Origin of the sequence: Streptomyces sp. NPDC017979 (assembly GCF_044328175.1) — a bacterium.
Classification (GTDB): Bacteria; Actinomycetota; Actinomycetes; order Streptomycetales; family Streptomycetaceae; genus Streptomyces.
Genome location: NZ_JBIRGU010000005.1, coordinates 175,325 through 187,967, shown reverse-complemented (window position 1 = coordinate 187,967; position 12,643 = coordinate 175,325). Strand labels below are relative to the sequence as shown.

9 protein-coding genes are annotated in these 12,643 nt (G+C 74.7%); 3 read left to right on the top strand and 6 right to left on the bottom strand.

Annotated elements, in window-relative coordinates:
• Window positions 1–198: 198 nt before the first annotated feature.
• The 3 genes from ACH4E8_RS16430 (at window position 199) to ACH4E8_RS16420 (ending at window position 3,513) form a co-directional block, all read left to right on the top strand.
• Window positions 199–2,382 (top strand): MMPL family transporter, encoded by a 2,184-nt coding sequence (locus tag ACH4E8_RS16430; protein WP_398448632.1) that lies wholly within the window; start codon window positions 199–201, stop codon window positions 2,380–2,382.
• 128 nt (window positions 2,383–2,510) lie between these two features.
• Window positions 2,511–3,020 carry an FxLYD domain-containing protein gene (locus tag ACH4E8_RS16425; RefSeq protein ID WP_398448631.1) on the top strand — a complete coding sequence of 170 codons (510 nt, stop codon included), beginning with the start codon at window positions 2,511–2,513 and terminating at the stop codon, window positions 3,018–3,020.
• Window positions 3,021–3,111: 91 nt separating this feature from the next.
• The gene (locus tag ACH4E8_RS16420) at window positions 3,112–3,513 is read left to right on the top strand and encodes a PLDc N-terminal domain-containing protein (protein ID WP_398448629.1); all 402 of its coding nucleotides are present in this window, start codon (window positions 3,112–3,114) and stop codon (window positions 3,511–3,513) included.
• Here ACH4E8_RS16420 and cas6e read toward each other — a convergent pair.
• The 6 genes from cas6e to cas3 all read right to left on the bottom strand — a co-directional run bounded on the left by cas6e (window position 3,467) and on the right by cas3 (window position 12,598).
• Complete coding sequence (gene cas6e, locus ACH4E8_RS16415) at window positions 3,467–4,366, bottom strand: type I-E CRISPR-associated protein Cas6/Cse3/CasE (protein ID WP_398449209.1); 900 nt, start codon at window positions 4,364–4,366, stop codon at window positions 3,467–3,469. The two genes, ACH4E8_RS16420 and cas6e, sit on opposite strands and share 47 nt — an antisense overlap.
• A gap of 5 nt (window positions 4,367–4,371) precedes the next feature.
• Window positions 4,372–5,292: a type I-E CRISPR-associated protein Cas5/CasD gene (gene cas5e / locus ACH4E8_RS16410; protein ID WP_398448627.1), complete on the bottom strand. Its 921-nt coding sequence runs from the start codon at window positions 5,290–5,292 to the stop codon at window positions 4,372–4,374.
• Between the two features lie 26 nt (window positions 5,293–5,318).
• Window positions 5,319–6,512 (bottom strand): type I-E CRISPR-associated protein Cas7/Cse4/CasC, encoded by a 1,194-nt coding sequence (cas7e, locus tag ACH4E8_RS16405; protein WP_398449207.1) that lies wholly within the window; start codon window positions 6,510–6,512, stop codon window positions 5,319–5,321.
• 38 nt (window positions 6,513–6,550) lie between these two features.
• Entirely contained in the window at window positions 6,551–7,183 is a 633-nt protein-coding gene (gene casB, locus ACH4E8_RS16400; protein WP_398448625.1) for a type I-E CRISPR-associated protein Cse2/CasB, read from the bottom strand.
• Window positions 7,180–9,000, bottom strand: a complete 1,821-nt coding sequence (gene casA, locus ACH4E8_RS16395; RefSeq protein WP_398448623.1) for a type I-E CRISPR-associated protein Cse1/CasA — start codon at window positions 8,998–9,000, stop codon at window positions 7,180–7,182. Before casA ends, casB begins: the two co-directional genes overlap by 4 nt.
• 709 nt (window positions 9,001–9,709) lie before the next feature.
• Window positions 9,710–12,598 (bottom strand): CRISPR-associated helicase Cas3', encoded by a 2,889-nt coding sequence (gene cas3, locus ACH4E8_RS16390; protein ID WP_398448621.1) that lies wholly within the window; start codon window positions 12,596–12,598, stop codon window positions 9,710–9,712.
• Window positions 12,599–12,643: the final 45 nt, after the last annotated feature.

Genomic DNA, 12,643 nt, shown 5'->3' with positions numbered 1-12,643 from the left:
CCCCGCGGGTGGGGGGGGCCCCCCCCCCCCCCCGCCCCCCCCCGGGGGGGGCGGGGGGGGGGGGGGGGCCCCCCCGGGCGGGGGCCCCCCAACGCTCCCGCAGAGCAACGGCGGCTGCGTCCCGAGGCACAGGAAGCGCACGCGGGCCGTCACCCGTTCCCCGCGCACCGCGTGCCCGGGGCGCCCGGGACGTCTTGAATGCGAAGTGTGCTGCGAACGATCGGAGAGTGGTGCGCGCGGCGGGCCGTGTTCGTCGTGGTGGCGTGGCTGGTGGTGCTGGGCGGGCTCCAGGTGCTCCACCAGGCGTACGGAGGCCAGTACTCCGACGACTTCACGTTGCCCGGCACCCAGTCGCAGCAGGGCGTCGACGTGCTCGCCGCGCACGACCCCGCGGCCGGCGCGTACAGCAGTCAGGTGGTGCTGCACGACGACCGGCCGCTGACGCAGTACGCCAGCCAGCTCACCGAGGTCGTCGGCAACCTGCGCAAGCTTCCCGACGTCATCGCGGTGCAGGACCCGCTCGCGGTGCCGTCGTCGAACGTGGGGCCGCTGGCGCCGGACGGGAAGACCGCGTACGTCACCGTCCAGTTCGACGTGCAGCCCTACCGGCTCGACGGGGACTACCTGCACGGCGTGGACGCGGCCGTCGAACCGCTGCGGGCGGTCGGCGTGCAGGTCGAGTACGGCGGCTCGCTCGGGGAGCTGGCCAGGCCCGAGCCGAACGACCGGCTCAGCGAGGCGATCGGCTTCGGCGTCGCGGTGATCGTGTTGCTGATCGGCTTCGGGAGCGTGATCGCGGCGGTGCTGCCGCTGCTCACCGCGCTGATCTGCGTGGTGTGCGGGCTCGCGCTGCTGGGGCTGCTGGCCGCCGCGTTCACCTTCGCCACCGTGTCGCCGACGCTCGCGACCATGATCGGACTCGGCGTCGGGATCGACTACGCGCTCTTCCTGGTCACCCGGCACCGGCAGAACCTGATGAACGGGGATCCGCCGGTCACCGCGGCCGGGAAGGCGACCGCGACCAGCGGGCACGCCGTGCTGCTCTCCGGCTGCACCGTCATCATCGCGCTGTGCGGGCTGTGGGTGTCCGGCATCGGCTTCATCGGCAAGCTGGGGCTCGCCGCGGCCGTCACGGTCGTCACCGCGGTGCTCGGCGCGCTGACCCTCGTACCGGCGCTGCTGGGGCTGATCGGACGGCGGATCGACGCGCTGCGGGTGCGCAAACCGATCGCGGAGGCGGACGTGCAGCCGGGCGGCGCGCCGACCGAGGAGGCGGCGCACGGCGGCTGGCACCGGTACGCGCGGCGCGTGGAGCGGCGGCCCTGGTGGTACCTGACGGGCGGGGTGGTGGTGCTGCTGGTCCTCGCGTACCCGCTGCTCTTCATCCAGCTCGGACACATCGGCGACGGCGCCGACCCCACGTCGTTCACGGACCGGCGCGCCTTCGACCTGATGTCGGCGGCCTTCGGGCCCGGGTCGAACGGGCCGCTGACGCTGGTGGTGGACCAGGGCGCGGTGCCGCCGACCGAGCGGCCCGCGCTGGAGGCGACGATCCAGCGGGCGCTGTCGCACGTGCCGGACCTGGCGGCGGTGAGCCCGTTCCAGACCACGGCCGACGGGGACGTGCTCGTCGGCACCGCGTACTCCGTCGCCTCCCCGCAGGACGCGACGACGACCGCGCTGGTCAACCAGCTCTCCGACACGACGCTGCCGGACGCGGTCGCGGGCAGCGGCGCGCACACCTACGTCACCGGGACGACCGCCGCCCAGGTCGACTTCCTCGACATCGTCGCCGAGCGGCTGCCGTTCATCATCGCGGCCGTCGTCGGGCTCGCCTTCCTCGTCATCCTCGCGGTCTTCCGCGGGCTGCTGGTGGCGGTGAAGGCGGCGGTGCTGAACGTGCTGTCGATCGCCGCTTCGTACGGGGTGGTGGTCGCCGTCTTCCAGTGGGGGTGGGGCGGGCCGGCGCTCGGGGTGTCGGGAAAGGTGCCGGTGGAGAGCTACGTGCCGATGATGATGTTCGCCATCGTCTTCGGTCTGAGCATGGACTACGAGATCTTCCTGCTGTCCCGGATCCACGAGGCGTGGCTGCGGACGGGCGACGCGCACGGCAGCGTGGCGCACGCCCTGGAGATCACCGCCCGGGTCATCACCTGCGCCGCGCTGATCATGGTGAGCGTGTTCGCGGCGTTCGTCATCAGCGACCAGATCGTGGTGAAGATGCTGGGGATCGGGCTCGCGGTGAGCGTGCTGATCGACGCGACGGTGGTGCGGCTGCTGCTGGTGCCGGCGGTGATGACGCTGCTGGGCGCGCGGGCGTGGTGGACCCCGCGGTGGCTGGACCGGATCCTGCCCCGGCTGCACCCCGAAGGGCAGCCGTGAGGCAGCGGGAACGGGGGCGCGGCGTCACCCGGATGGCAGACCTCCGCATGCGGCTGCCGGCCGGTGCTCCTTCACTGGGCCTGTGGACCGGCAGGTCCGCCCCGCCCCGGGGGAAGGAGGCGTAGGAAATGACCACCCCCTGGAAGCGCCCCGTCGTCAGCGCGGCAGTCGCCGCCCTGACGGCCACCGCCCTGGCCGCCGGCGCTGCGGCCTGTTCCAGCAGCCCTTCGGAGTCCGCCTCCAGCGCCGCCTCCAAGGCCATCTCCGCGGCGTCGTCCGCCGTGGCGTCCGTCGGCTCGGAGGCGACCGGTGCGATCGCGTCGGCCACGGCGTCCGCGCAGAAGAAGCTGGACGAGATCAAGGGCAGCGTGAACGCGGCGGACGACGTCGCCCTCGCCGACCAGGCCACCAAGGACGGATACGCCACGGTCAAGGTCACCGCGCGCAACACCGCGGACTCGACGAAGTCCTTCGCGGTCCAGGTCAACTACCGCGACGCGAGCGGCAACCTGCTCGACGCGGTGGTGGCGACCGTCTCGGACGTCCCCGCCGGACAGTCGAAGGACGTCACCGCGCAGAGCAACCGCAAGCTCTCCGGCGAGGTGAAGACCGAGGTGGGCACGGCCGTGCGGTACTGAACGGCCGCGCGGGAGCACCCCGCGCGCCGACCGCCCGGCCCCGCCCCCTCGACCCCCGCCGCCTCCCACCGCACGCGAACGGAGCACCACCGTGGACGATTACCCCCTCCTCAACCTGTTCTGGACCATGCTCTGGTTCTTCCTCTGGATCATGTGGCTGTTCCTGCTCTTCAAGGTCATCACGGACCTGTTCCGCGACCACGAGCTGAACGGCTGGGCCAAGGCCGGCTGGCTGATCCTGGTGATCGTGCTGCCGTTCGTCGGCGTGCTGCTGTACGTGATCTTCCGCGGCCGCTCGATGGGCAAGCGGGAGGTCGCCGCGGCACAGGAACGCGAGGCCGCGTTCAAGTCCTACATCCAGCAGACGGCGAGCGAGGGCGGGGCGGCGGGCGGGGCCGACGTGGACCAACTCGCCCGGCTGCACGAGCTGAAGGAGAAGGGCGCGATCAGCGAGGAGGAGTACCAGAAGGCGAAGGGGAAGATCCTGGCGTGACGCGCGCGGGTCCGGGGCCCGGTCCCGATCCGGGTCCCGGGCCCGGTCCCGGCTTCGGGAGCGGCGCCAGGGTGAGCAGTCCGCAGCCGTACGCCTTCGAGGGGCCGATGCCGCGCAGCAGCCGGGTGGCGAACGCGGCCGGGTCGACGACCTTCAACCGCCCCTCGAAGGTGGCGCTGTGGAAGACGACGTGCGGCCCGCGGCCGCCCTTGGCGAAGGAGTGCCGGCTGCGGCCGGTGATCCGCACCTCCCGCGCCGGGCCCGGGCGATGCGCCCGATCGACGGCCTCGGCCGCCTCGGGGGGCTCGGCGGGCTCGATGACGAGGCCCGGCGCCGCCGGCTCCGTACGGGCGGCCGGGACCTCGAACCCCCACTTCCCGGTCCTGGTCAGGAACCACTCCAACTGCGTGGCGGCGGTGCGGTGCGCGTGCCGGAAGCCGCGGATGCGCTCCCCGGGCGCCGCGGCGTCCCGCCGCTTGACCTGGGCGGGCGAGGGGGCGAGCGGGGTACGGGTGGTCTGCACCGGGTTCGCCGTCAGCCGGAAGGCGAACTCCCGGCCGGCGCTGACCTGGGCGAGCAGCGGCGCGTAGTCCCGTACGAGCGCGTGGTCCCCGTCGGCGTCGGGCCAGCCGGCGCGTTCGACGACGTGGGTCCAGTCGGGCTTGCCGGGGGTGAGGACGTACACGAAGGGGCGGTGGGAGTCGTCGGCGTCCAGCCGCCACAGCACCCGGTCGTCGTCGCCGACGTCGGGCACGCCGCCCATCACGGCGCCGTGCATGGCCCGGGGGTTGGAGAGCAGGCGCCGGCTCTCGGCGCGCAGGGGGTTGATGCGGATGCGGGACAGGAAGGTCATGGCGATCACCAGAGCAGGGTGAAGGGGTCGTGTCCGGTCGGGGCGTCGTAAGGCCCGGAGCCGGTCTCGGACGAGGCGTCTATAGCGGTGTCTGTAGCCGTCTCCGTGGCGGTGCCGGTGGCGGTGGCCGTGTCGTGGGGCGGGGACTCGGCCGGGGACTCGACCGGCGGGAAGCCCGTGGGGATCTCGTACCAGTCGCGGGTGATCCACCGCTCCGTGAAGGCGCGGCCGAGCGGGTCGAAGGAGAGCGGGACGTCCTTGACGACGTCCGTGCCGTACGGGTCCTCGATGGTGACGGGGCGCGGAACGCGCGCCGGGCGGTACGGCCCCTCGGCCTCCGTCGCCCGGCCCACCCGGTCGAGGTGGCGCTCCCGGGCCCGTACGGACGCCTGCCAGGGGTGTTCCCGCAGCACGTCCTCCACGCTGCCCCCGTGCACCCCGAGGCTCAGCGGCTGCGTCGGCGGGCAGGAGCGGCGCCCCAGCGCCAGCGGGTACACCGGCGCCCGCACCGCGCGGTCCAGGCGTTCCAGTACGGCGCGGGGGCCGGCGAGCGCCGCCACGAAGACGGCGTCCTGGAGGTAGTAGCGGGCGGTGACGTGGGTGTGCTTCGCCGGCGACGTGGGGCGCTGCACGCCCTTCGCGGACACCCCGGCCTGGAGCAGCGGCCGGCCCCGGTAGTCGCTGACGGTGTGGTAGTCCCGCATCAGGGTGCCGGCCGCGTCGACGCGGACGCCCAGCCGCAGCGCCGTCAGCTCGTCGAGGAGGTCGGCGCGGGCGAGTCCGCAGGCGGCGGCGAGCAGCCCGACGACACCGGACTTGGTGGGCTCGGCGCCGGTCTCCCGCTGGTTGACGACCGTACGGGACCCCCAGGCTTGCAGCGGGCCCGCCAGCCGCAGCAGCAGTACGGCGTCCCCGGCGGCGGGCACGGATTCAGCCCCGGGCGCGGGAGGCGTCACCGCACCGCCCCGGCCTCGGCCACCCGCCCCGACAGGTGCTCGCGCAGACCGGACAGCAGCCCGGGGAACGACACGGGCGCGCCGAACGCCCCGGTCAGCTCCGCCCCGGCCGCGGACTCCGCGTCGAAGGAGTGGCACGCCCCGGCCCAGGACGGCACGTCGCCCCAGGTGCTGACCGAGACTGCGTGCTCGCGCGCCAGCCGCTGCGCCGAGCGGGTCGCGATCCCGGACGACGCGGCGACCGGCTCCTCGAACGCGGAGACCAGGTTGACCGGTTGGTCGCCGCGGACGACGACGGCCACCAGGCTCGGCAGGGTGCGGTGCGCGAAGGAGTTCTTGTACCCGGAGGGCACGGAGCGGGCGAAGGACGTCACGAACTCCGCCACGCCCTGCACGGCGGCCCCGTCGTGGTCGGCGCCGGTCGCGTCCGTCGCGTCCGTCGCGTCGCCGCGGAGGTTGTGCCGGAGCTGGTGCAGGCCGACGGTGGCGTAGCGGTAGAGCGTGGCGGAGTTGAAGCCGATGGTGCCGATCATGCCGGCGCCGCTCTCCTGGTCCTTCTCCACCCGGTCGTCGACGGCGGTGAAGTAGTCGAACTCCAGCTCGACGGCGTGCGTGGACAGGGCGTGGGCGACCTGCGTGGCGGCGTCCACCCGCAGCGCGGGGATGTCGGCGACCATCCGCCCGAACAGCGCGATGTCCAGCGGCTGACCGGAGCGGAAGTGCTGCTGCGCGTCCAACTCCTCGATCTGCTTCTTGAGTTCCTTGTCGGGGAGCGCGTCCAGCTCGGCCGCCCGGTCGGCCACCAGCTCGGCGACGGCGTCGAGCTGGCGGTGGCCGTAGAAGAAGAGGTACGCGGTGTCTCCCTGCTTCTTGCCCGGGGTGATCCCGAGCGCGGTGACGAGCGCGTTCGCCAGCCGGTCCGCGGACTTCTCGGGCAGCCCGGTGCGCCGGCGCAGCCGCGCCGCGAGGTCCCCGCTGAAGCGCCGGGTGCGGGTCGCCAGGTCGTCGGCGGCCATCCGCTCGGTGAAGTGCATGCGGGTGGCGCGCTTCCACGCCTGCGACGAGACGCGGGAGCGGCGCACCCCGCCGAAGTACGCCTCCTTGGGGTTGCCCTGGTCGTCGCGGTTGAGGTTGGCGGGCGGCACGGTCTGCAGGACGTGCACGTCCACGAAGAGGCGGGGGTGGGGCAGTTCCACGGGTTCTCCAGAGCGGGTGGTCACGCGGGTGGTCACGCGGTCGGGGCGGCGGGGTCGGCGGGGGCCGCCCGCTCCCAGGGGTAGTAGCCGGCACCCCAGGAGCGTCGGACGCGCGGGCGCTTCGCGGGGTGGGCCCAGTCCATGAGGTCCCCGCACAGCAGGTCGTAGTCGAAGGCGATGGACCGGCCGCGCAGCAGGGGGACCAGACCGCGCAGCCGGTGCAGGAACGCCGGTACGGAGGTGGCGTTCACGGCCGCGGCGACCCGGCGGTCCATCGCGTCCCGGGTGAACTGGTTGGTGCCGCGCAGCTCCCGCAGGGCGCGGGCGGCGCCGACGCCCTTGCGGTGCATGGGCGTGGACTGGCCCTGCTGGTGCAGCCCGTACAGCGCCAACGCGCCGTGCTCCGCCTCCAGTTCGGGGGTGACCAGGCCGTCGACCTCGCTGGTGTAGTGCTTCCAGAGGGCGGGGACGCTGCCGGCGGGGCGGCCGAGGCCGGCGCGCAGGTCGGCCAGGTCCTCGCCGGGCGGCCCGACGGGCGGGGCACCCGGCCACGGGGCGCTCCAGGTGCCGTCCCGGCCCAGGTGCTTGTGCCAGAAGCGTTCGACGGGCGCGCGGCCCCGGGCGGGCCGGGGCGTCGGGCGGGTGTCCGGTGCGGGGGTGGTCAATGGTCGCCTTCTTCCTTCGGCGGGGTCTGCTCAGCCTTTCTTGCGGCGGCCCTTCTTTCGACGGCCCTTCTTTCGGCGGCCTTCTCCTCGCGACGGGCCGTGCGGCGCGGCAGGACGTCGTCGACCGCGTACCGGAACGCCTTCTCCGCCTGGCTGAGCCGGTACCGCCGGCTCACCCCGCCCTGGGTCACCTTCCGGCCGTGGAACGCGCCCGGCGCCGGCTGGACGAGCAACTGTTCCGCCGTCCGCCAGGCGTCCGCCCCGGCCCGCACCTCCCAGTCCCCGAGCAGCCGGTCGCACCACCCGACGTCGTCACCGGCCTCGCGCAACTCCACCAGCAGCCGGCGCACCGACGGGTCCAGCGCGTGCAGCAGGGCCTCGCCCGGCTCCTGCCAGCTCCCGCGGGGCGGCGGGGCCGCAGCGCCCACCGAGCGCCGCAGGTCGTCGGCGAGCCGGTTGACGGCCTTCGCCAGGGCTTCGGCCTGGTCGACCGCGCCGAGCAGACCGCCGTGGGCCGGCCCGTGCGGGTCGAGCGCGGCCACGGGGAGCGGCACCTCGTCGTGGCAGACGTCCTCGACGTTGCCGAGCTTCTGCCCGTACGCCAGCCCGGTCAGCTCCAGGCGGAGACGGAAGCGGTCGCCCAGTTCGTGGTGGGCGGCGCCGATGTTGCGCAGCAGTTCGCTGGTGGAGAAGCCGTCCGTGGTGGCGGTGACGAGGGTCTCCTCGCCGACGCGGCCGACGGCGAGCAGCGCGTTGAAGCCGCGCCAGGCCGCGCGCCCCGGGGCGTGTCGAACGGGCCGCTGGGGCGGCGGTTCGCGCCGTGCGCCGGCGTCCGAAGCGCCGGCCCCGGTCTTGGGCGCCGTGCGCTTGGCGCGGCGCTCCGGGCTCTCGATGCGCCAGGCGGTGTGCGTCTCGTGCTCGGCGAGCACCGTCAGCCGGTCGCCGGCCGCCACGACGACCCGGGCGACCCGCACCCCCTCGTCGGTCTCCTCGGGCACCAGCCGGATGCGTCGGCTCTGCCACGTCCACGCGTCCAGCACGCCCCGCGCGGCCCGCTCGCCCCACTCGGGGGTGCCGCTGGGGTACGCGTCCTGCGGGCCGCGGCGCCGCCACTGGGGGCGGTCGTCCGCCAGCCGGGTGCGGCCGTACGGCACGTTCAGCATCAGGGTCTCGTACAGCGTCTCGCCGCGGGGCACGACGATCCCCAACTGGCCCAGGGACCCGGTCGGGTTCCCCATCGTCTTGCCCTGCTTGGCCCGCGGGTCGCCCACCACGCCGGTCTTGATGGCGCCGGTGTCCCAGCAGTGCGCGTGCAGCAGCCAGCGGGCGGCCTCGGCCGGGGTCAGCGCCAGTCGGTCGCCCTCGGTGCGGGCGGCGAAGATCGGGACGTTGTTCCCGGCTGCGGCGGTGGTGACCAGCAGGGCGGACGACTTCGTCTCGTCGCGGTCCGTGCGCGCCCCGGCGACCTGTGCGAACGGGTCGACCGGGTGGAAGAGGTCGAAGCGGTGTCGGTTGGCGTCGAGGTACTCGTTCAGCTTCTCGGCCCGCTCCCCGCCGAAGCCGGCGGCGCGGACGTGCGCGGACCACTCGGCGGCGTCGGCGGGGAAGCCGAGGGCGTCCACGACGACGGGGAGGACCACCTGTCGCAGGATCGCCGGTTTCTGCGTGGGCAGTTCGACGACGAGGTCCCGTAACTCATGTGCCTTCAGCAGCAGTTGCCGCAGGCTGAGCACGGGGGCGGGGTCGAGGCTCCCCCCGGTGCCCGCGGGCGGCCGCAGCCGGTGCACCCGCAGCCAGGGCTGGTCGATCAAATCCACAACTGGCGCCCCCTGCGAACCGTTTACGTCTGCGCCGGCCGACCTGCAGCAGCCTGGCACAGGAGGTCCCCTCCCACGGACCGAATCCAAGAATGCGCGGCCGCGCCCTCCCGGGGCACACCGTTTCCCCGGCGTGTCCCGGGGATCCTTCGCGTTTCGTCCCCGCGCGGGGTCGCCCCCGCGAGGTCCCGTGCGGTTGCTTGTGCGTGTGGACGCGGCCGTGGTTTCCCTGCGGGAGCGTTGGTCCCTACCGGCCGGTGGTGGGCTGCTCGCGCAGTTCCTCGCGCCCCTAGACACACCCGCCGTCGCCCCGCAGGAGCGTTGGTCTCCACCGGCCGGTGGGTGGTTGCTCGCGCAGTTCCGCCCCCTACGCCCAGAGGGTGTGGAGGGACCCCCAGCGCCCCTAAGAACCCCTGCCCCAGCCCGCAGACGAATGCCGGGGGCAGCGAAACAGGGGCGCGGGGAACTGCGCGAGCAACCACCCACCGGCCGGTGGAGACCAGCGCTCCCGCAGGGAAACCGCGGGTATGTCAGGTGGCGCTGGGGTCCCCCCACGCCCTCCCGGGCGTAGGGGCGCGGGGAACTGCGCGAGCAACCATCCACCGGCCGGTAGAGACCAGCGCTCCCGCAGGGAAACCGCGGCTACGTCCACACGCGCAGGGACGCGCACGGGACTTCGCGAGGACGAAGGGGGCGCGGCCCGGCCCCCTCAGACCGCCGCGCCCTCGTCCAGCAGGCCCAACTCGTCGTCGTAGCGGAGCAGTCGACCGGCCAGGCGGGTCGTCCGGGCTTCCCCGTCCAGGACGAGCGCCCGGCCGCCGATCGGCCTGCGGTGCTTGCGGTCCGGGCGCCAGTGCCAGCCCGGCAGCCGCGCGAGCGCGCCGCCCGCGGCGGCGCGGCAGCTCTCGGGGAGCTCGACCGTGTCCCCGTACAGTTCGTCGCGCAGGGCGGGCGTCGTGACCTCGCCGTCCGCGCCGAGGGCCGAGCCGCCGAGGGTGACGTACCGGTCGCCGTCGCGCAGCACCACGACCGCCTCCCGCAGCGTGCGGTCCGCCACCAGGGCCGTCGGGCCCTCGTCGAGTCGGTGGGCGGCGACCGCGGTGGCGTGCACACCGGCCAGCGTCGCGGTCTCGCCGGTGCCGCGCCGGGTCAGCAGGTACGGCACGGCTTCGTCGGCCAACTCGGCCCGGCGCCGGCGCCACTCGGCGGTGGCGGCTGCCGCGTCCTGCCGCCATCCGTCGGGCACCTCGTCGCCCTCGCCGTACACGGCCGCCGTCAGCTCGGGCACGTCGTCCGGCACGCGCCAACCCCGGTCCGGTCCGGCGGCGGCGAAGACGAGGGCGGCGGTGCGCAGGAGGGGGCCGCGGCCGTAGCGGCGTTCGGCCGCGGCCGGGAAGCGCGGCGCGCGGCCGGCCGGCCCCGGTGCGTACCCCGTGACGACGACGCGCGGCGCGGCCAGGGACGCGGGACGGGGCAGGGCTCCCCCGGCGCGGTGGAGCCGGCCGATGCGCTGCACCAGCAGGTCGATCGGGGCGAGGTCGGTGACCAGCAGGTCCACGTCGGCGTCGAAGGACTGCTCCGCGACCTGCGTGGCGACGACGACCAACCGGCCCGGCCCGCGGTCCGTCCCGAGCCGGCGCAGGCACTCGGCGGTGCGGCCGGCCCGGGCCCGCGCGGTCAGTTGTTCGTGCAGGACGACGACTTCGTCCGCGGCGAACCGGCCCCGCAGCGCGGCGGCGAGGGCCTGGGCGCGTTCGACGGTGTTGCGGACGACCAGGGCCCGCCCTCCGTCGACGAGGTCGCGCGCCAGCAGGTCGACGACGGAGGTGCAGTCCCCGGGCTCGTCCGGTTCGGGCCGCAGCTCGACGGCGACTCGGCGGCCCTGCTGCCACGACGGGCAGGCCGTCGTGGTGGACCGCGGCCCGCTGCCGTCGGGCTCCTGCCACACGAGCGTGACCGCGGGCCGACCGGTGCTCGCCGAGAGCTCCGGGTACGTGCACTCCTCGCGGCCGGCCGCGCCCGCGAGGTACGCCTCCGCGAGCCGTTGCCGCTGCTCGGCGGTCAGGGTCGCCGACAGCAGCACGACCGGCACGCCGGCCTGGCCGAACCAGCGCAGCCCCTCGTGCAGGAAGGGCGCGCCCTGGACGTCGACGGCGTGCACCTCGTCCAGGACGACGACCTTGCCGAGCAGTCCGGCGGCGCGCATCATCACGTGGCCGGTGCGGGTCATCGCGGACAGGAGCTGGTCGACGGGGGCGACGACGAAGGGGCAGAGCAGTCCGCGCTGGTCGCCGAAGAACCACTCGGCGGGGGTCTGGCTCCGGGCACTGTCGCCGTTCTCGTCCCCGTCCCCGTCGCCGTCCCCGTCGCCGTCTTCGGCGCCGTCTTCGGCGCAGTCGCCCGCGGCGGCCAGTTGCTCGTGCAGCGGCGCCGTCACCAACGCGCTCCACGCCTCGTTGAGGTGGCGCCGTGCGTCGAGCAGGGCGACGTGCGGGGCGAGTTCCGCGTCGATGGCCCGCACCCACTGCCTGACCTGAGCGAACGTCGGGCCGATGGTGGCCTTCGGCGGCATGCCGACGAAGACGCCGTCCGCGCCGTGCGCCGCGGCGAACTCCTCCGCGGCCGTCAGCCCGGCCCACGTCTTGCCCTCGCCGGTGGGCGCCTCCACGATCAGCAGCCCCGGCGCCGGGGAGGTACGGGCCACCCGCGCCGCCAACTCCTGTACGGGCCGGGGAGGATGGCCGAATCTCTCCGTAAAGGCTCCGTCAGCGGGTTTCCGGAGTTTGCCCCAGCCGCCGCGCAGCCCGAGCTTCTTCCAGAGCTTCTCGGTGCGGGTGCGGGCGTCGGCGTAGCTGAGGTCGGCCAGCTCGTCGACGCCGTCGAGGTCCGGTGCGCTGGCGATCCAGTCCGCCATCACCACGAGCCCGCTGATCAGGAGTTGCAGCGCGCGGGACGGCACGCGCGCCGGCACCCGGGCGGCGAGGTCGGCGCCGGGCTCCAGCTCCGCGGTGAGCCGGCGCAGCAGCTCGCCGCGGACCAGGTCCCAGTTCCCGTCGCCGACCGGCTGCCCCAGCCCCCTCGACGGGGGCGCGATGGAGTTGCCCGGCACGAAGTGGCCGTGGTGCGCGGCGACCTGCGGCCACACCCAGTCGACGTGCTCCGCGGGCCAGCCGGCCTCCCGCAGCATCGGCTGAAGCAGGTGCGCACCGGCCCGCTCGTGGCGCCAGGGGTGCCGCTTGGCGATGTCGTCGTGCCAGGTGAGACCGGCCTCCCGGACCTCGTGCCGGTGGTCCTTCAGGCGCAGTTGGAAGGCGGGCGTCGCCTTCCCCAGGTCGTGGACGCCGCAGATCCACTTCAGGAGTTCACGGCCGCGGCCCGGGCCGCCCGCGACCTCGTCGAGCGCGGTGCGCAGGGACGGCGCGAGGTAGTGCTCCCAGAGCAGTTCGGCGACGGCGGCGGTGTCCAGGAGGTGGGTCAACAGCAGGCTCATGACCTCGTTGGCCGTCCGGTCCCGGGTCTTGCCGACCAGGGCCCCGAGCGCCCGTTCCACGTCCAGGTCGTGCCCCGAGTCGTCGTTCCCCGTACTGCTGCTGCCCACGCCCGCCGCCCTCGCCGCTCGTGCCCGTGCCCGTATCCGGGTGTC